Origin of the sequence: Bordetella ansorpii (assembly GCF_900078705.1) — a bacterium.
In the GTDB taxonomy this organism is placed as follows: domain Bacteria; phylum Pseudomonadota; class Gammaproteobacteria; order Burkholderiales; family Burkholderiaceae_B; genus Bordetella; species Bordetella ansorpii_A.
Map to the genome: position 1 here is coordinate 816,724 of NZ_FKIF01000002.1, position 18,115 is coordinate 834,838.

Consider the following 18,115-nt stretch of genomic DNA (forward strand, 5'->3'; position numbering starts at 1 on the left):
CGCCTGGGTCAGGCGCGCCGCTTGGGGCTCCTGGGCGGCTTGGCGCCGCGCTGGCAGGTGTCCAGGTAGGTTTCCAGCAATTGGTCCAGGAACTGCAGCTGCTCCGGATGCAGGGCGCCGAAGCGGCGCGGATCCACCGAGAACGGCCAGACCACCGGTTGCGGTTCGCGCAGGCTGTGCCGGTCGGTGCCACGGCCGCCCGGTTCATAGACCAGCACGGCGCGTTCCATGGGGCCGTTGCCGGTTTCAAGCCATTCGATCTCGATATCCAGCGCCTGCGCCAGGCTGCGGACCGAGCGGCTGCTGCCGCGATCACCGCTTTCGTAGCTGGCGATGGCGCTTTGGGAAAGACCGCTGGCACGCGCAAGCGCCTGCTGCGTGTAACCACGTAGCAGGCGTGCCTCCTTCAATCGGTCTGAGAAATTGCTCTTCACGCAACAATTGGAGCGTGGAGGGCGAATACTTTGGTGATTCAGTAAATCACTGAAGTGGTATTCCATTGCCGACCGCACGTCACCTTCCCTGCATGGCGCCATTGCCTCGCGTATTTCCTCGCGGGTCTACACCTGGGCGCGGACGTTCCCTGGCGGGTCGCCCAGCCTCCCTGTCCGGTCTTGCATCGCAAGTGCCAATCCGGTCACGCCATGCCGTGCAATACCTGGCCCGCATCCGCGGATTCAACCGCGTCTTTTGGTCGGGCGTACCGGGTTCGCGCCACGCTGGCACGCATCCAGATAGGCTTCCAGCCATTGGTCCAGAAAATGCAGCTGATCGGGATGCAGGGCCGAGAAACGGCGGGGATCGATGGAAAACGGCCATGCCACGGGTTGCGGCTCGCGCAGGCTGGGCTTGGCCGTGTCGCGGCCGGCATGCTGGTATACCGATGGCAGGCGCTCCATCGGGCCCTTGCCCGTCTCCAGCCATTCGGCTTCGATCTTCAGCGCGGACGCCAGGCTGCGCACCGATCGGCTGCTGTCCCGGTCGCCGCTTTCATAACTGGCAATCGCACTCTGGGACAGGCCGCTCGCACGGGCCAGCGCCTGCTGCGTCAATCCGCGCAATTGCCGTGCTTGTTTCAATCGGTCTGAAAAAGAGGTTTTCACGCTGCGATTGGAGCGTGTGATATGAATACTTTGGTGATTGGTAAAATTACATATGTAGTATCGAAGTCGTTCAAAACCGTTACCTGATCATCGATATGTTCGACAACCAACAACTCATATTCGTGAATGATGCGTTGCCCGCGGCGTCCTCCACCGCCCTGGTGCATGGACTGCAGCAGGCGGGCTGGTCCGTGCAGTTCGCGGACGCGCGCACGCCGCTGCGTGCGCTGGTCGACATCCGCATGCCCGATGCCATCGTGGTGCGCACGTCGCCGGAAGCCATGTACGACCGCGTCACGCACGTGCGCACCTGCGCGCCGACGTCCGCCCTCGTGGTGATGGTGACGGGCGCGCCGGCCAACGTGCGCATCGCGGCCATGGATGCCGGCGCCGACGCCTGCTGCCATGTCGACACGCATTCCGCCGAGCTGGCCGCCATGCTGCGCGCCGCGCTGCGCTTTCGTGGTTTTGGCGGTCGCCGCTCGTTGTGGCGGCTGATGGCGCGTGACCGGGTGCTGGCCGGCCCCTCCGACCAATGGGTGCCGCTCACCCTGGCGGAAAGCCGTCTGCTCAAGCGTCTGCTCGACGCGCCGGGCTGGCTGCTGCCCCGCAACGACAAAACCTTCGGCGGAGGCCGGGCATTGGACGTGACCGTGTCGCGGCTGCGCGCCAAGGCCCAGGGCCTGGGCGTGCAACTGCCGTTGTTCACGGTGCGCGACTGGGGGTATATGTTCCTGGCCGATGGCAATGCCACGGGCTGGAACTGAGGCGCCGGCAGGCGCCGCCATGCCGTGATGGTTCGCGGCCATTGAAGACCGCTGCGCCGGTCAGATGACGACCAGGTTGTCGCGGTGCATCAGCTCGGGATCCGTCATGCTGCCCAGGATGTCGGCGATGCGTGCCGAAGGCTGGCGCATGATGCGCCGCGTGTCGGCCGATGAGTAATTGATCAGCCCGCGTGCGCATTCCTGTCCATCGAGGCCTACGCAGGCCACGACGTCGCCGCGCTCGAACTCGCCTTCGACGGCGGCCACGCCGATGGGCAGCAGGCTCTTGCCTTCGTGCAGCAGGGCGCGCACGGCGCCGTCGTCCAGCACCACGCGGCCGCGCAGGCGCAGGTGGTCGCCCAGCCATTGCTTGCGCGCCGACCACACGGGCAGCAGCGCGCGCAGTTCGGTGCCGATGCATTCGCCTTCGGCCAGGCGCGTCAGCACGTTGCGTTCGCGGCCCGAGGCGATGACGGTGTGGGCGCCGCTGCGCGCGGCGCGCTTGGCGGCCAGGATCTTGGTCAGCATGCCGCCGGTGCCGATGCCGCTGCCGGCGCCGCCCGCCATGGCTTCCAGCGCGGCGTCGCCCGCCTGGGCGTGCGAGATGAACCGGGCGTCGGGATGCTTGCGCGGATCGGCGCTGTACAGGCCGCGCTGGTCGGTCAGGATCACCAGCGAATCGGCTTCGATCAGGTTGGTGACCAGCGCGCCCAGGGTGTCGTTGTCGCCCAGGCGGATCTCGTCGGTGACCACCGTGTCGTTCTCATTCACGATGGGCACCACGCCCAGGCGCATCAGCGCGAACAGGGTAGAGCGGGCGTTCAGGTAGCGTTGGCGGTCGGCCAGGTCTTCGTGCGTCAGCAGCACCTGCGCGGTGCGCAGGCCGAATTCGGCGAAGGCGGCCTCGTAGGCCTGGCACAGGCCCATCTGGCCCACGGCGGCCGCGGCCTGCAGTTCGTGCATGGCCGACGGGCGCCTGGCCCAACCCAGGCGCGCCATGCCTTCGGCGATGGCGCCGCTGGACACCAGCACGACCTGGCGGCCCTGGGCGCGCAGCGCCGCGATCTGGGCTGCCCAGTGCGCCACGGCGACCCGGTCCAGGCCGCGTCCCTCGTTGGTGACCAGGGAAGATCCCACCTTGGCGACCAGGCGGCTGGCGGAGGCGATGACGGATACGGCGTGGGTTTGGGCAGTCATGGCGATGACCGGGCGTTGCGGGACACGGGACATGCCCGCCGGCGGACCGGCGGGTGACGGGATTGCGATTATGGCCTATTCGTTGCCGCTGCGCGGCGGAACAGGCATCTCGGCGTCGGCGCGGGTGGTGTCGAAACGCGGATCTTCGTGCACGTAGGTGCCGTCGGCCTGGTCCTGGGCAATGTGATCCTTGCGGCTTTCGGCATCCAGGTAGTCCTGCAGCGCCCAGATCAGGTCCTGCGTGCCGTCGCCGTTCAGGCCCGAGATGATGTGCACCGGACCGTCCCAGCCGAACTCGGCGCAGAACTGCTCGCGCGCGGCCTTGGGGTCGGCGATCATGTCGAGCTTGTTGAGCACCAGCCAGCGCGGCTTGTCGGCCAGTTCGGGATCGTAGCGGCGCAGTTCCTCGACGATGGCGCGGGCATCGACGACGGCCTTGGCCACGGCGTCGGTGTCCGGATCGGGGCTGGAGATGTCCACCACGTGCAGCAGCACGCGGGTGCGCGCCAGGTGGCGCAGGAACAGGTGGCCCAGGCCGGCGCCTTCGGAGGCGCCCTCGATCAGGCCGGGAATGTCGGCCACGACGAAGCTGCGCGACGGCGACGTGCGCACCACGCCCAGGTTGGGATGCAGCGTGGTGAAGGGGTAGTCGGCGATCTTGGGGCGCGCATTCGAGATGCGCGCGATCAGGGTGGACTTGCCCGCGTTGGGCAGGCCCAGCAGGCCCACGTCGGCCAGCACCTTCAGCTCGAAGCGCAGGCGGCGCTGCTCGCCTTCCTTGCCCGGCGTCCACTGCCTGGGAGCGCGGTTGACGCTGGACTTGAAGTGGATGTTGCCCATGCCGCCCTGGCCGCCGGCGGCCAGCGTGACCTGCTCGTCGTGGCGGTTCAGGTCGAACAGCACCTCGCCGGTGTCGGCGTCGTGCACGATGGTGCCGACCGGCACGCGCAGCGTGATGTCGGGGGCGGCCGCGCCGTACTGGTCGGAGCCGCGGCCGTTCTCGCCGTTCTTGGCGCGGTGCAGGCGTGCATAGCGGAAGTCGATCAGGGTATTGATGTTGCGGTCGGCGACGGCATAGATGCTGCCGCCGCGTCCGCCGTCACCGCCGTCCGGGCCGCCCTTGGGAATGAACTTCTCGCGGCGAAAGCTGCATGCACCATTGCCGCCTTTGCCGGCGATGACCTCGATGGTGGCTTCGTCTACGAATTTCATGATGTGTGCGGTAAAAAAAACGGCGGCGGTTACGACCCTCGCTGCTGCCGCCAGGCAGGCGAGGAGTGCTGCGGGCCTGTCGGCGTGGAGGAAGGTCTCCACGCCGGGCTTTCGGCTTGCCGTGCCCGATGGGACGGCTTTGCCTGGAAGCGGGCCGGCGGCTGCAAAACAAAAAGCCCTGCCGCAGACGGCAGGGCTTTTGCCGGTGCGGCGCGTACAGGGTACGCGGCGCCGGGTATTACTCGCTGATGACCGAGACGATGGACTTGTTCAACGCGCCCTTGTGGCCGAATTGAACCTTGCCGTCCGTCAGGGCGAACAGGGTGTGGTCCTTGCCCACGCCGACGTTGACGCCGGGGTGAACGCGGGTGCCGCGCTGGCGAACAATGATGCCGCCGGCCGAGATCTGCTGGCCGCCGTACACCTTGACGCCCAAGCGCTTCGATTCTGAGTCGCGGCCGTTCCGTGTGGAACCGCCGCCCTTTTTCTGTGCCATGTTTAGCTCCTGCTAAAAAGGTACCGGGGCTGCTTCAAGCCGTGACGGCTTCGATGCGCAGTTCGGTGTAGTTCTGACGGTGGCCTTGACGCTTCTGGTAGTGCTTGCGACGGCGCATCTTGAAGATCTTGACCTTGTCATGCCGGCCATGCGCAAGAACCGTTGCCTTGACCAGGGCGCCGGCGACGAGGGGCGTACCAACTTTCAGTTGGTCGCCTTCGCCCACGGACAGGACCTGGTCCAGCGTGATTTCTTGCCCGATGTCAGCAGGTATCTGTTCTACCTTGAGTTTTTCACCGACAGCAACACGATATTGCTTGCCGCCGGTTTTTACGACCGCGTACATGGGTTTTCCTTGAAGGTTAAATCGGAGGGCAGGGCGGGCGGGGCTTGGCTGCGGGTGCGCTGCGAAGAGGGATCGCCTGACTTGCCGTCCTGACACATTCGGTCGACTGGACGCGAAAGCCGAAGCGATGGGTAGCGGTCTGTGGGAGATGCCGTTGCGGATTTCCGCAAGGCTTGCCCCATCGGCGCACTGGTGCCCGGCCGGTTCCGTGCCGCTGCGCGCATAGACGCACCGACCGAATCGAGAATTCTAGCCCGGCCCGGTGCGAAAGTCAAAAACACCTTGTGGCGTAAGGGCTTATGGCCGGCGGCGTGTGGTTTTTGGGGGACAGCGAAGGCCGGGCGGCAGCGCGGAGGCGGCCTGCCGCGAAAAGCGGGCCCGCGGCGGCGCCTGCCGGGGATCGCCCGGTCGGGATCGCGCGGCCAGAGGCTGTCGCACTGGCCCGCCACGGTGGGGAGTGGGCCGCCGGGCAGCCTCGACCATGTCAGTATAATTCTGGCCGGCCCCCGAAACCCGCGCTTGCCGCGCGGCACGCCACCCGAGCCGCGGGGCCTGGCTCACCCCTATTCCCGGATCCGGTTTTGACTCTCTCCGCGCTGATCGCTCCCATTGCCGAAGACATGAAGGCCGTCGATGCGGTCATCCGCGACCGGCTCAATTCCGAGGTCGTCCTGATCCGCACCATCGGCGACTACATCATCGGCGCCGGGGGCAAGCGCATGCGCCCGGCCATGCTGATGATGGTGGCGCGCGCGCTTGGCTACAGCGGCACGTATCACCAGTTGCTGGCCGCCGTGGTCGAGTTCATCCACACCGCCACGCTGCTGCACGACGACGTGGTCGACGAGTCCGACCTGCGCCGGGGCCGCAACACCGCCAACGCCGTGTTCGGCAACGCCGCCAGCGTGCTGGTGGGCGACTACCTGTATTCGCGCTCGTTCGAGATGATGGTCGAGGCGGACAACATGCGCATCATGCAGATCCTGTCCGAGGCCACCACGGTGATCGCCGAGGGCGAGGTGCTGCAACTGCTGAACGTGCACGATCCCGACGTCTCGCAGGCGCGCTACCTGCAGGTGGTGCGCTACAAGACCGCCAAGCTGTTCGAGGCCGCCGCCCAGGTCGGCGCCGTGCTGGCGGGCGGCACGCCGGCCCAGCAGGAGGCCGCCGCCGCCTATGGCCGCCACGTGGGCACCGCGTTCCAACTGGTCGACGACGTGCTGGACTACAGCGGCGACGCCCAGGCGCTGGGCAAGAACGTGGGCGACGACCTGCGCGAGGGCAAGCCCACGCTGCCGCTGATCCGTGTCATGGAAGTCGGCACGCCCGAGCAGCGCGAACTGATCCGCCGCGCCATCGAAACCGGCGACGCCGACTTCGAGGCCGTGGCCCTGGCCATCCAGGCCACCGACGCGCTGGAGCACGCCTTGCAGGCGGCCCAGGCCGAGGCGGAACTGGCCCGCGCAGCCCTGTCCGACTACCCCGTTTCCATTTATCTGGAATCTCTGCTAGAATTCTGCGCTTTCGCGGTTAAACGCGATCGCTGATGCAAAAGGGTAGTCACTGCGGGGTAGTCACTGCGCAGTTCTACGCACAAGCAGTTGGGCCCGAACCCAGCCTTTTGTCTGCATCGGTGGTGTTGTAAAAATCGGGGCGTAGCTCAGCCTGGTAGAGTACTGCGTTCGGGACGCAGGAGTCGGAGGTTCGAATCCTCTCGCCCCGACCAATTCAGTTGGTCGATTCCCGACGGAAGACCCCTTAGCCCTTGAGCTATGGGGTCTTTTTTGTTGGAACCGTGGCAAGGCGGTGTGTCAATTCTGAAGCTGACAAAGCACACAATGGCTAAGCTACCTTCTGGCCTTACGATGCGCGGCGGTGTTTGGCACCTGCGCATTGGCATCCCTGACAACGTGCGCGACACGTACCCGCCGACTCGCACAGGCAAGCCCGCCACTCCTACGTATTCCCCAAGTTCAAAGGCGGCGCCTGGGCCGGTGTAGACCTTCCTGGAAGCCATGCCACTCAGACCATCCAGACGCATATCGACCGTTGCGGCCTTAACCCGGACCCTTCACAGGACAAAGTGACGCCTCATACGTTTCGGGATACCTATGCGGCGCGGTTAGTTCAGGCAGGGGTTTCGTTGTTGAAGGTTTCTAATCTTCTTGGACATGCGAGCGTGTACATGACTCAGAAGTACGCGCACCTGTGCCCCGAAGCGGCAGGGGCCGAAGCTGCCTCCGTCCTAGATCGCCTTCATTCCCCACCTCTGGTCTTTCCGCCCGAGCCGCTGGAGCCGTATGGTTCCAGGCAATGAGATTAAATCAGCAGAGAGAAGAGGCTGAAGACCTATAAGACTCTTAGGATACATAGAGGGGGCCTCCGCATTGCTGGAACGTATCCACGAGCTAGAGGCCCTCTAAGCATTCTTGATGTATCTATACGCGCTGCATCGTGACTCACGGGAGTCGTTGTAGACCCCCATCGCATGAGCAAGTAGCAGCGTTAGCGCTGCTCTGCGCGACCTCTCTCTAGACCTGATTGGCTGCGGGGCTACTCGTTGACGCCTCGACCATCGGCGGTTTGCGGCTAGCACCAGTAGTTATGGGCTTTGCCATTCACTTCTGAATTTCGCAGCGGGGTGCTATAACTGGGCAGTACGTATCCGAATGATACGGTGACTCTATTTGCACGGGAGCGGTCAAGGTGGCTGATAAGCATCCTTACATGTCTGGTTCGGGCGGCATCGTCCAGTTGATAGCGCAGCTTAGGAAGTCTTTTCCTCCTATCGTCACCGCAGAGACGCTAAAAAAGCTTGCGATTGCCCCGAACAATGAGACCTACGTTCTAAATATATTCAGATTCATAGGTGTATTGGACGCTGAGTATAAAAAGGTTCCTGAGGCGGGGGCTGTGTTCAATCAACATAACCAGCAAGACTTCGAAGAGGGGTTCAGTAAACTCGTAAAGGCCGCCTACCATGAACTCTTCGATCTGCATGGCGAAAATGCTTGGTCGCTAGATGTCGATAAGTTGATCTCGTTCTTCCGGAATCATGATGACACTAGCGACCTCGTGGGGAAACGGCAGGCCAACACCTTCCAGGCTTTGGCTAAGGCGGGGGGAAAGATAGCTGAGACAGCGCCCGTACCTTCTACGCCCAAGGTTCCGAAGGCCGCTAAGCGGGCTGCGCAACCGAAGCCTGATCGAAAGCTCCGAGCATCCGCGCAAGTGGAGATTCCCGGGTCTCCGGCAGGCCAAGCGCAAGAGGGGAGCGGGGCACAGAAGAAAGATGGCGAAGTGGCGCTGACGGTTCGCATCGAAATCAACTTGCCTCCCGGTGGCGATCAAGCTACCTACGACGCGATCTTTAAGAGCATTCGCGAGAACTTGATAAATGGCAACGGCATTTGACTTGTTCGAGCGGATCGCGAGGGCGGCTGCCTTGGCGCAGCCGGTATCCGACGAGCCGACAGAACAAGGTGGAGAACCTGCACATCCTTTTGAGCTACACAACATTCATCCTGGCTTTCCAGATAAAGTAAGAAGCCTATTCGATGACGGTTACGGGGCAGAGGCCACCTTCCACGCTTTCAAATTTATTGAGAAGGTCGTGCAGAAGCATTCTGCATGTACGGAGATTGGCCGGAAGTTGATGATGACGGTCTTCAATAAGGGTAATCCTAAGATTCAACTTAACGGCCTCGCCAACGCTAGTGATGAGGATGAGCAAGAGGGCTATTCGTTTATTTTTGCGGGTGCCGTTATGGCGATACGCAATCCGGGCGGCCATGAAATTGAGTTGAGCGACGACCCCGACGTGTGCTTGGAACACCTCGCCTTCGGGACTTTCCTACTGCGGAGGTTAGAGCGCAGCGGGTTCAAGACAGTGTGAACATGTCCTCGCCGGTCATTCGGCCTGAGCGCGTATAGCGCTCGGCGTGCTGATTGCCCTGCCCGTGGTACTCTCCCGACGTGTCAATTAGACACGCCGCCCGAGACTGACAATGGCACAGGTCTCCCAGGGAACCGTTAGGATTCGTGAGGTTCGAATCCTCTCGCCCCGACCAATTCAGTTGGTCATGACGGTTCCCGAAACCGTCGGCAAAAGCCGGTATTGCTCATGCAGTGCCGGCTTTTTTGCTTTGCGGCCTGGCCTGGGCTGGGGGCGGAAGTCCCTGCCGCGAGATGGGCGCCCCGCATCGTCGACCACCCAGGCACGCGGCTTGCGGTATGCATCCGCATGGATATCCCCAAATCTGCCAGCCATCGTGCGGGGCCTGTGCCACGGGTGGGCGCGTTCGGGCTCGCAGAGTGCGCCGCGGCGGCGAACGCCGCTGCGCCCTCACCGGATGCCGAGCCTGCCGTGCCGCTCATCGCCGCCCATCTGGACGCCGGCCAGGCGCATGGCGCGCGCTTCCGTCGGCGCGCCTGGCGGGCCGCGCCCAAACTCTCCGTGATGCTGGACCGGCTCGACCGCCTGACCTGCCGCGATTGCGAGGTGTCGGTCGAGCGCATGCTCAATGCCATCGGGCGCACCAGCTTCGCGCCGCTGATCCTGATCGTGGGACTGCTGATCATGTCGCCGCTGGGCCACGTGCCGGGCATGCCCACGACGGCGGCCGTGCTGGTGGGCCTGAGCGCCGCGCAGATCGTCATCGGCCGCTGCCACATCTGGCTGCCGCCGTGGCTGCTGCGGCGGCAGGTCAAGCGCAAGCTGCTCATCCGGGCGATCCGCTTCCTGCGGCCGTTGGCGCGCGCCTGCGAATTCGTCTGCCGGTCGCGCATGCGGTGGATGACCGGCAATGTCGGCGTGCGCAGCGTGGCGGGCATCTGCCTGCTCATCTGCATCGTGATGCCGCCCTTGGAAATGGTGCCGATGGCCAACTCGGCCTGCGGCGCGGTGCTGGCGCTGTTCGGGCTAGCGCTGACGACGCGGGACGGCGTGCTGATGAGCCTGACGCTGCTGGGCGGCGTGGGGGCGCTGGCGTGGCTGGCCGCTGGGTGACGACCGGCGATACGGACGGGCCGCCTGTCCATCGACGCACGGCGAGAGGGCAGAGGGAAGCACGCGATGCCCCGCGAGCGCGCGGTTGCGCGCATGAACCTCGGCGGCCGGCCCCACTCCTTTCCTGACAGCCTGCTGGCAGTCTCCCCTTGAAAAGGGTTCCGCGCGGCACGGGAGTAATATCGTCGGCTTCGCGACCCACGCCCCTCGCGCGTGCGGCCATTCCCGCCCTTCATTTCCTCCACGCCGTTCACCGTCATGCTGGCCAGCTTCGCGCGTACCCACCAATATCCGATAGGCGAAGGCGTCCCGTACGCCGAACGGTGGAGGGCGGTGCTGGCGTTGTTGCTGGGCGTGAGCATGGCCAGCCTGGACACCGCCATCGCCAATACGGCGTTGCCGACCATGGCGCGCGACCTGCAGACCACCGATGCGCTGTCGGTGTGGATCGTCAGCTCCTACCAGTTGGCCATGATCGCGGCGTTGTTGCCGGCCGGCGCGCTGGGCGAGATCGTGGGGCACCGGCGGGTGAGCATGGCGGGGCTGGTGTTGTTCACCCTGTCGTCGCTGGCCTGCGGGCTGGCGCCGTCGCTCGAATGGCTGGTGGCCGCGCGCGTGGTCCAGGGCCTGGGCGCGGCGGGCATGATGGCCGTCAACGCGGCGGTGCTGCGCTTCGTCTATCCGGCCGGACAATTGGGCCGCGGGGTGGGATTGAATTCGCTGGTCGTGGCGGTGTCGTTCGCGGCGGGCCCCACGCTGGCATCGCTGATCCTGTCCGTCGCCAGTTGGCACTGGCTATTCCTGATCAACGTGCCGCTGGGCATCCTGGCCGTCTACCTGGGCCTGAAATCGCTGCCCGTGACGCCGCTCAGTGCCCGCGCCTTCGATCGCGTGGCGGCGGTGCTGTGCGCGTGTTTCTTCGCGCTGCTGGTCTTCACGCTGAACGAGGGCGCGCACGCGCGCACCTGGACGGACGTGCTGATCTCGCTCGGGCTGACGCTGGCGCTTCTGCTGGCGCTGTTGCGGCGCCAGGCCGGCGATCCCGCGCCGATGCTGGCCCTGGATCTGCTGCGCAGGCCGATGTTCGCCCTGTCCGCGGCCACCGGCGTGGGTTCGTTCGCCACCCAGGCGCTGGCGTTCGTGTCCTTGCCCTTCATGTTCCAGCAATTGGGCTATTCACAGGTGGCGACGGGGTTTCTGATCACGCCGTGGCCGGTGGCGGTGGCGCTGGTGGCCTCCGCCGCGGGACGCCTGTCGGATCGCTATCCCGTGGGCCTGCTGGCCGGTATCGGCCTGGCGGCGCTGTGCGCGGGCATGGGGTTGCTGGCCAGCATGCCGGCCCATCCGTCCGTGTTCGACATTGCTTGGCGCATGGCGCTGTGCGGGGCGGGATTCGGTTTCTTCCAGTCGCCCAACGTGCACGCCATCATGACGTCGGCGCCGCACGAGCGCAGCGGCGGCGCCAGCAGCATGGTCGGCACCGTGCGCCTGCTGGGCCAGTCCACCGGCGCGGCGCTGGTGGCGGCGTGCTTCAACCTCTCCACGTCGCACGGCGCGGTGACGGCGCTGTGGCTGGGCATGGGGTTCGCGGGGCTGGCGGGAGTGGCCAGCGTGATGCGGCTGCGGTACTGAAACGACCGGCGTCGATCGCCTGCCGCCTGCCTTGGTGGGCGCGGGCTCGATCACGCGGCGCATCGCTGGCGGTCGAAGCTCGCCGCTGCCATTCGTTCCGATCCGACGACAGGCCTTACACTGGCCCGGCGGCCGAAGCAGCCGCCGGAGCGGTCCCGCCCTTGCCGGATGGCCGTCTCCGATACCGACAAGGAGACAGCCATGCCGCAGGCCTTGCAGGAAGCGTTGGCGCCCAACGCCGCCAACCATGTCGCGCTGACGCCGCTGGGTTTCATCGAGCGCGCCGCGCGGGTCTATCCCGACCATCCCGCGCTGATCCACGGCGCGTTCGAACAGAGCTGGAGCCGGACCTACGAGCGCTGCTGCCGCATGGCCGCCGCGCTGAGGGCCGATGGCGTGCGCTCGGGCGATACCGTGGCGGTGCTGGCGCCCAACACGCCCGCCCTGTACGAGGCGCATTTCGGCGTGCCCATGGCGGGCGGCGTACTGAACGCGTTGAACACACGGCTGGACGCCGCGACGCTGGCCTTCATCCTGGAGCACGGCGAAGCGCGCGTGCTGCTGTACGACAGCGAGTATGCGGGCGTGGTGGCCGACGTGCTGGGCCGCCTGCGGCATCCACCGCGAATCGTGCGTATCGAGGACACGGGCTTCTCGGGTGCTCATGGCGCCCTGGGCGACGCGGAATACGAGGCGTGGCTGGCTGCCGTGGAACCCCGCTGGGATTGGGCCTGGCCCGCGGACGAATGGCAGTCCATCTGCCTGAACTACACCTCGGGCACCACGGGCAATCCCAAGGGCGTGCTGTATCACCATCGCGGCGCGTATCTCAATGCCATGGGCAACGTGTTGTCCAGCAACGTGCCGGCGCACGTGCGCTATCTGTGGACCCTGCCGATGTTCCATTGCAATGGCTGGTGCTTTCCGTGGACGGTGGCCGCGGTGGCGGGCACGAATCTCTGCCTGCGCAAGGTCGAGGCGGCGCAGGTGTTCGCCGCCATCCGCGATCTGCGCGCCGAGCTGTTCTGCGGGGCGCCGGTGGTGCTGAACATGCTGGTGAACGCGCCGGAAGGCGTGCGCCAGCGGGCGGAGCATCGCGTGCTGGCCGTGACGGGGGGCGCCGCGCCGCCCGCCGCGGTGATCGAGGCCATGGACGCATTGGGCATCGATGTCTCTCACCAGTATGGCCTGACCGAAACCTATGGCCCGTCGATGGGCTGCGCCTGGCACCCCGAATGGGATGAGCTGCCGCTCGAACAGCGCGCCGCCTTGAAGGCGCGGGTAGGCGTGCGCAAGATCAACGTCGAGCGTGCGCGGGTGGTCGACCCGGACATGCGGCCCGTGCCCCCCGATGGGCGGACCATCGGCGAGATCGTGGTGCAGGGCAACAGCGTGATGAAGGGCTATCTGAAGAATCCACGTGCCACGGACGAGGCGTTCGCGGGCGGATGGTTCCACACCGGGGACCTGGGCGTGGTCGATCCGGATGGCTACGTGGCCATCAAGGATCGGGCCAAGGACATCGTCATTTCAGGCGGCGAGAACATCTCGACGGTCGAGGTGGAGAGCGTGCTGTACCGCCATCCCGACGTGCTGGAAGCGGCGGTGGTGGCGCGGCCCGACGCCACCTGGGGCGAGACGCCCTGCGCCTTCGTCACGCTGAAGGACGGGCATGACGCCCGGGCGCGGGACATCATCGATTTCTGCCGCGAACGGCTGGCGCGCTTCAAGGTGCCGCGCACGGTGGTGTTCGGGCCCTTGCCGAAGACGTCGACGGGAAAGATCCAGAAGTACGTGCTGCGCGAGCAGGCGGCGGGCTTGTCCGAAGCAGACCCGGCGCCGTCTTGAGTGCAAGGCCCGTCCGATCCGCGCAAGCGGTTTGCCGCGGAGGATGAACAGGCTGTGCCGGGGCCGCCGCCACGCCGCAGGCCGCGCGCGGCCCCGCTGGATTCACTGCGCCGTGATCTTGCGTTCGCGCACCACCTGGGCCCACTTGTCCGATTCCGAACGGATGAAATCCGCCAGTCCTTGCCGCGTGGTCGGCTGCGGCGTCAGGCCATGATTGTCGAGCGCGGCCTTCACCTCCGGATCGGCCAGCGCCTTCACGATCTCGCGATTCCAGTTGTCCAGCAGGGGCGCGGGTGTCTTGCCGGGCGCCACGAAGGCATACCAGTTGAGGGCCTCGAAACCCGGGTAGCCCGACTCGGCCACGGTCGGGATGTCGGGCAGATAGCTCGGGCGCTTCAGGCCCGTGGTGGCCAGCGGAATGAGCTTGCCTGTTTCCACGTGCGGCATGGCGGTCGGCGGCGCCGAGAAGTACGAGGCGACCCGGCCGCCCAGCAGATCCTGCAAGGCGGGCGCGCCGCCCTTGTAGGGGATGTGGACCATCTCGATGCCCGCGCGTTGGTTGAACATTTCACCCGCGAGGTGCGAAGCGGAACCCGGGCCGGTGGACGCGAACTCGACGCGATGGCCCTTCTTCGCCAGGGCCACGAATTCGGCCAGGCTGCTGACGCCGAGGCCTTTGTGCACCACGAGCACGTTCGGAAAGTTGACGCCGCCCGAGATCGGCGCCAGATCCTTGAACGGGTCGTAGCCGACCTTCATGAGGTGCGGAGCGATCGCCAGCGGGCCGATGGAGCCGAACAGCAGCATGCTGCCGTCGGTGGGGCCGTTGGAGACCTGCTGGTGCGCGATGTTGCCGCCCGCGCCGCCCTTGTTCTCGACCACGATGGACTGGCCGATGTTCTCGCTGAGCTTCTTGGCGATGAGCCGCGCGGCCGAATCGGCGGCGCCGCCGGGGGCGAAGCCGACGATGAGCGTGACGGGTTTGTGCGGCGGGAAATCCTGGGCTGCCGCCGGCAATGCGATGGCGCAGGCCAGCGCGCCACAGGCCCGCAGGATGCGGCGTCGGATGGGTTTCATGGATTGTCTCCTGATTATTGTGGGAATGGGCCGGGCCTCGGACCGCGGTGGCCCCTCGTCGTGCACCGCCTTGCCCTGTTGTCATTGGATTGGGCAAGTGGCCGGGTGCCGCCGGCGCCCGATGGTCCATGCGTGGATCGGGCCTTTTGTGGAAGGCGATTTTAGAAGTGGCGGCCATCGTCCGCCATGCTGGCAGCGTCAACAGGTGTTCAGGCTTCGTGAAGGGCAGGCGGGGCGCCGGGCAGGTCCCGGCGCTGTTCGCGGCGCGGCTTCAAGCGTCTTGGGGCAGCCACCGCTCCAGGCAGGCCGCCAGCTCGGCCTGCGAGACGGGCTTGGTCAGCCACTGGTCGAAGCGGCGGTCCAGGGCGGCGTTGGAAGAGGGACGGCCCGCGGAGAAGGCGATCAACGGCAGCGGTTCTCCGTTGACGTTGCGGAACCCCGCGCGGCGGATGTGGCGGGCCAGCGCCGCGCCGCTCATGCCCGTCATGCGCACGTCCGTCAGCAACAGCCCGTACTGGCCCGCGCGCAATCGGCATAGCGCCTCCAGGCCATCCGCCGCCGTGTCATGGGCATGGCCGAGCTGGCTCAGTTGCAGGCCGATCAGTTCGCGCGCGATGGGGTTGTCCTCGGCCAGCAGGATCCGCCTGCCGTGGCGTTCTCCGTGGCGATCGCCGGCGGGCGCGCATGCCTGGTCCGTGTGGCGGGCCGCGGGCGCTTGCACTGTCCGCATGCCGGCATCCATGGGGCGCACAGGCCCGGCCGAGGCAGGAGGCGTCGGGCCATCGGCAACGGGCAACGGCAGGTCCACCGTGACGCGGGTGCCCAGCCCGATGCGGCTGCGCAGTGCGATGCGGCCCCCCATGGCCCGCACCAGTTCCTGGCTGATCGCCAGCCCCAGGCCGGCGCCATCGTAGCCCGACAGCCTGGCGGCGCGGGTGCGGCGGAAGGGCCGGAACAGCCGCGCCTGTTCGTCCGCCGCGATCCCCACCCCGCTGTCCTCGACGGTGAAGCGCACCGTGGACGAGGCGTGCTGCCGGCGCGCGCGCAGCGACACGCTGCCGCGATGGGTGAACTTCAAGGCGTTGGCCAACAGGTTGAACAGGATCTGGCGCAGCCGCAAAGGATTGCCCAGCACGTAAGCCGGTACGCTGCCGTCCAGGCCCAGATCCAGGCGCAAGCCTTTGCGGCGCGCGCTTTCGCGCCAGAAGTCATGCGTGTCGCGGCAAAGCGCGTGCAGGTCGAAGGCTTGCGGCGCCGCCGACGCCGGCAGCGCGGAATCGAGAATGCCGTCCAGCAGGCGCAGCAGGTGGTCAGCCGCCATCTGCCCCAGTTCGATCAGCCGATGCTGCTGGGCGCCGGAACTGGTGCGTTGCAGGGTGTCCAGCATGGCGATCAGGCCGCTGAGCGGCGTGCGCAGTTCATGCGCGACGAGGGTCAGCGCGCCGGGTTGCGCCGCGCGCGTCTTGCCGGACCTGGCTGCCGCGCGGCGGCCGGCCTTGCGGTCGGGGCGCCGCGTCTTCGGTCGCGATGCGGCGGCGAAGGGGGCGGGCCTGCGCGGGCGTACCCGCAGCCTGCGGACCTCGTTTGACACGTATGCCGTGATCAACGGTAGGCGGGCAATCGCTTGAGGCGCGCGCGCGGTCCTGCCGTGCAGGCAAGGCGGAGCAAGACCGCGCGAGGCGTATCAGGTCGGCAGGGCGGGACAGGCGTCGAATGGATCCGGGGCATGGCAGGACAACAAAAATGCGATAGGCATGATTTAGTGTTTCTGGGACCGGTTCACGTGCAGAAGTAGAAAATATCGGACTGGTATACCTATTAACGTGGCATATGTTGCAGTTATAGTCGGGCGCCATTTTTGTCACTGGGACTTATTGGTCATTGCATCAGGCCGCCCCGATATTGCGCGCCCATGAAAAAAGCGGAATTCCGGTCTTGGAATTCCGCTTCTGGGGCGTGGGCTGGTGTTACCGCCCAGGACGCCAGGCGCTCTCGAAGTCTGCCGGCAGGACGTCGGCCGCTGCCGTCCGGATCAGGGCGCCGGCGGATTGGCCGGTTTCTGCGCCGTCTTGTCGCTGCCCAGCACGCCGTACCAATCCAGCTTGCGGGTGGCCAGCATCACGGCGGCCAGCACGGCGAACAGCAGCAACGAGCCCATCATCAACGCGGCCTGTTCGCTTTGCAGCACCACGTAAAGCGCGCCGTACAGACCGGCCACCCCCACGCCGAATCCCATGCCGGTGCGTTTGCCGCCCATGGCGTAGCTGACGTAGACGGCCAGCAGCAGGCTGCACGCGAGGCTGGCGCAGGCATAGGCCCAACCGAACGGCATGTGCTCGGACAGGCTGAGCAGCAGCAGGAAGAAGATGCTCAGCGCGCAGCCCACCAGCAGGTACTGCATGGGGTGGACACGCAGGCGGCGCAGCAGCTCCAGCATGCCCACGGCGATGAAGGTCAGGCCGACGAACAGCATGCCGTATTTCACGGCCCGCGAGCTGAGCGAGTAGGGGTTGACGGGGTCGAAGAAGGCCACGCCGAAGCTCTCCACGCAGGTGCCCGGCTCGGGGCCGTATTCCTGGCGCATGTCGTTGGCGCACAGCGGCACGCCGCGGCCGTAGTCGGCGGGGGCGGTGGTGGCCAGCGAGAAGACGCGCCACGTGGCTTCGAAACCTTGGTCCGTGACCGTGCGCTCCGCCGGCAGGAAACGGCCGCCGAACGAAGGGTGCGGCCAGTCGGCGTTCATCTTCACCTGCGTGGATTCCGCCACCGGCGCGAACGAGATCTGGCCCGTGCCCAGCAGCTCCAGGCTGACTTCGACGTTCAGTTCCCGGCCGGCGGCGGTTTCGTCCAGCGGCATGTGGAAGCCGCGCTGGTAGCTCGGGTGCTGGGTGCCCGGTTGGATGGACACTTCGTTGCCGTTGACGGTGGCGTGCGCCGAGCGGATGCCGCGGGCGTCCATCAGCGCCACCACGAGGCTGGGGGCTTCGCATTGCACGCGGCCGTCGGCGTGTTCGGAGCGCGGGGGCAGCATGGCGTCCGAGGCCGGCCATTGCGCCTTCAAGCGCGTCTTGGCGGCATAGGTGTCGATGCGGAAGATGCCGCGATAGCGCGGGTCCTGGTCGACCTGCGCGTCGATCCGCAGCGTGCCGGGGGGCGCGGTCAGGATGAAGCCGCGCCGTTCGTTGCGCAGCTTGCGCGCCGTGCCCTCGCCTTCCCAGGTTTGCCATTCTTCGGTGCAGTGGCGTTGCAGGACCGGTCCCATCAGCGTCTGCTTGCCGACCTGGTCCCGCTCGACGTTCATTTCGGCGGTGCGCTGGTTGCCGTGGCGCTCGTAGACGATGTCGCCGATGCTGAACAGGCCGTAGGCCAGGCAGGCCAGGACCAGCAACAGGGCCGCGCCCTTGGCCAATACAGGGTTCTTCATGGTCT

At 66.3% G+C, this 18,115-nt stretch carries 16 protein-coding genes, 1 tRNA gene and 1 pseudogene; 9 read left to right on the forward strand and 9 right to left on the reverse strand.

The window, feature by feature from the left end; genetic code table 11:
• Positions 1-8 precede the first annotated feature (8 nt).
• Both A6745_RS07365 and A6745_RS07370 read right to left on the reverse strand, forming a co-directional pair.
• Entirely contained in the window at positions 9-434 is a 426-nt protein-coding gene (locus A6745_RS07365) for a helix-turn-helix transcriptional regulator (protein WP_231885928.1), read from the reverse strand.
• Positions 435-677: 243 nt separating this feature from the next.
• Positions 678-1,079: a helix-turn-helix domain-containing protein gene (locus A6745_RS07370; protein ID WP_156513303.1), complete on the reverse strand. Its 402-nt coding sequence runs from the start codon at positions 1,077-1,079 to the stop codon at positions 678-680.
• A 119-nt stretch (positions 1,080-1,198) separates the two neighbouring features.
• On the opposite strand from A6745_RS07370, the gene A6745_RS07375 reads away from it, so the two are divergent.
• Positions 1,199-1,870 (forward strand): response regulator transcription factor, encoded by a 672-nt coding sequence (locus A6745_RS07375; RefSeq protein WP_066125215.1) that lies wholly within the window; start codon positions 1,199-1,201, stop codon positions 1,868-1,870.
• Between the two features lie 60 nt (positions 1,871-1,930).
• Here A6745_RS07375 and proB read toward each other — a convergent pair whose 3' ends face one another.
• The 4 genes from proB to rplU form a co-directional block, all read right to left on the reverse strand.
• Complete coding sequence (gene proB, locus A6745_RS07380; protein WP_066125851.1) at positions 1,931-3,067, reverse strand: glutamate 5-kinase; 1,137 nt, start codon at positions 3,065-3,067, stop codon at positions 1,931-1,933.
• A gap of 75 nt (positions 3,068-3,142) precedes the next feature.
• Positions 3,143-4,279 (reverse strand): GTPase ObgE, encoded by a 1,137-nt coding sequence (gene obgE / locus A6745_RS07385; protein ID WP_066125217.1) that lies wholly within the window; start codon positions 4,277-4,279, stop codon positions 3,143-3,145.
• Between the two features lie 238 nt (positions 4,280-4,517).
• The gene (gene rpmA / locus A6745_RS07390; RefSeq protein ID WP_066125219.1) at positions 4,518-4,775 is read right to left on the reverse strand and encodes a 50S ribosomal protein L27; all 258 of its coding nucleotides are present in this window, start codon (positions 4,773-4,775) and stop codon (positions 4,518-4,520) included.
• A 34-nt stretch (positions 4,776-4,809) separates the two neighbouring features.
• Complete coding sequence (gene rplU, locus A6745_RS07395; RefSeq protein ID WP_066125222.1) at positions 4,810-5,121, reverse strand: 50S ribosomal protein L21; 312 nt, start codon at positions 5,119-5,121, stop codon at positions 4,810-4,812.
• Positions 5,122-5,702: 581 nt separating this feature from the next.
• On the opposite strand from rplU, the gene A6745_RS07400 reads away from it, so the two are divergent.
• The 8 genes and pseudogenes from A6745_RS07400 (at position 5,703) to A6745_RS07430 (ending at position 13,609) form a co-directional block, all read left to right on the forward strand.
• Positions 5,703-6,668 carry a polyprenyl synthetase family protein gene (locus tag A6745_RS07400; RefSeq protein ID WP_066125224.1) on the forward strand — a complete coding sequence of 322 codons (966 nt, stop codon included), beginning with the start codon at positions 5,703-5,705 and terminating at the stop codon, positions 6,666-6,668.
• A gap of 102 nt (positions 6,669-6,770) precedes the next feature.
• Positions 6,771-6,847: transfer RNA gene (locus A6745_RS07405), tRNA-Pro, on the forward strand.
• 225 nt (positions 6,848-7,072) lie between these two features.
• Positions 7,073-7,438: pseudogene (locus A6745_RS27695) on the forward strand (tyrosine-type recombinase/integrase); the annotation flags it as partial.
• A 389-nt stretch (positions 7,439-7,827) separates the two neighbouring features.
• Positions 7,828-8,535 (forward strand): DUF5343 domain-containing protein, encoded by a 708-nt coding sequence (locus A6745_RS28540; protein ID WP_156513304.1) that lies wholly within the window; start codon positions 7,828-7,830, stop codon positions 8,533-8,535.
• Positions 8,519-9,016 (forward strand): TIGR02391 family protein, encoded by a 498-nt coding sequence (locus A6745_RS07415; protein WP_066125226.1) that lies wholly within the window; start codon positions 8,519-8,521, stop codon positions 9,014-9,016. The genes A6745_RS28540 and A6745_RS07415 overlap by 17 nt, the downstream gene beginning before the upstream one ends.
• A gap of 471 nt (positions 9,017-9,487) precedes the next feature.
• Positions 9,488-10,129, forward strand: coding sequence for an exopolysaccharide biosynthesis protein (locus tag A6745_RS27700; RefSeq protein ID WP_197488108.1), 642 nt, complete (start codon positions 9,488-9,490; stop codon positions 10,127-10,129).
• Positions 10,130-10,387: 258 nt separating this feature from the next.
• The gene (locus tag A6745_RS07425) at positions 10,388-11,761 is read left to right on the forward strand and encodes an MFS transporter (protein WP_066125858.1); all 1,374 of its coding nucleotides are present in this window, start codon (positions 10,388-10,390) and stop codon (positions 11,759-11,761) included.
• A gap of 201 nt (positions 11,762-11,962) precedes the next feature.
• Positions 11,963-13,609, forward strand: coding sequence for an acyl-CoA synthetase (locus tag A6745_RS07430; protein WP_066125229.1), 1,647 nt, complete (start codon positions 11,963-11,965; stop codon positions 13,607-13,609).
• A 102-nt stretch (positions 13,610-13,711) separates the two neighbouring features.
• On the opposite strand, the gene A6745_RS07435 is transcribed toward A6745_RS07430, so the two are convergent.
• From A6745_RS07435 to creD, 3 genes are all read right to left on the reverse strand, one after another.
• Complete coding sequence (locus A6745_RS07435; protein WP_066125231.1) at positions 13,712-14,686, reverse strand: Bug family tripartite tricarboxylate transporter substrate binding protein; 975 nt, start codon at positions 14,684-14,686, stop codon at positions 13,712-13,714.
• Positions 14,687-14,957: 271 nt separating this feature from the next.
• Positions 14,958-16,277, reverse strand: coding sequence for an ATP-binding response regulator (locus A6745_RS07440; RefSeq protein WP_156513305.1), 1,320 nt, complete (start codon positions 16,275-16,277; stop codon positions 14,958-14,960).
• 441 nt (positions 16,278-16,718) lie between these two features.
• On the reverse strand, positions 16,719-18,110 hold the full coding sequence (gene creD, locus A6745_RS07445; RefSeq protein ID WP_066125236.1) for a cell envelope integrity protein CreD: 1,392 nt from the start codon (positions 18,108-18,110) through the stop codon (positions 16,719-16,721).
• Between the last annotated feature and the right edge of the window lie 5 nt (positions 18,111-18,115).

Bases quoted from the DNA above. Each gene is read 5' to 3' on its own strand.
- rpmA (WP_066125219.1), bottom strand. From the start codon at position 4,775: ATGGCACAGAAAAAGGGCGGCGGTTCCACACGGAACGGCCGCGACTCA.
- obgE (WP_066125217.1), bottom strand. From the start codon at position 4,279: ATGAAATTCGTAGACGAAGCCACCATCGAGGTCATCGCCGGCAAAGGC.
- A6745_RS07425 (WP_066125858.1), top strand. From the start codon at position 10,388: ATGCTGGCCAGCTTCGCGCGTACCCACCAATATCCGATAGGCGAAGGC.
- rplU (WP_066125222.1), bottom strand. From the start codon at position 5,121: ATGTACGCGGTCGTAAAAACCGGCGGCAAGCAATATCGTGTTGCTGTC.
- A6745_RS07375 (WP_066125215.1), top strand. From the start codon at position 1,199: ATGTTCGACAACCAACAACTCATATTCGTGAATGATGCGTTGCCCGCG.
- A6745_RS07430 (WP_066125229.1), top strand. From the start codon at position 11,963: ATGCCGCAGGCCTTGCAGGAAGCGTTGGCGCCCAACGCCGCCAACCAT.
- proB (WP_066125851.1), bottom strand. From the start codon at position 3,067: ATGACTGCCCAAACCCACGCCGTATCCGTCATCGCCTCCGCCAGCCGC.
- A6745_RS07415 (WP_066125226.1), top strand. From the start codon at position 8,519: ATGGCAACGGCATTTGACTTGTTCGAGCGGATCGCGAGGGCGGCTGCC.
- A6745_RS07435 (WP_066125231.1), bottom strand. From the start codon at position 14,686: ATGAAACCCATCCGACGCCGCATCCTGCGGGCCTGTGGCGCGCTGGCC.
- creD (WP_066125236.1), bottom strand. From the start codon at position 18,110: ATGAAGAACCCTGTATTGGCCAAGGGCGCGGCCCTGTTGCTGGTCCTG.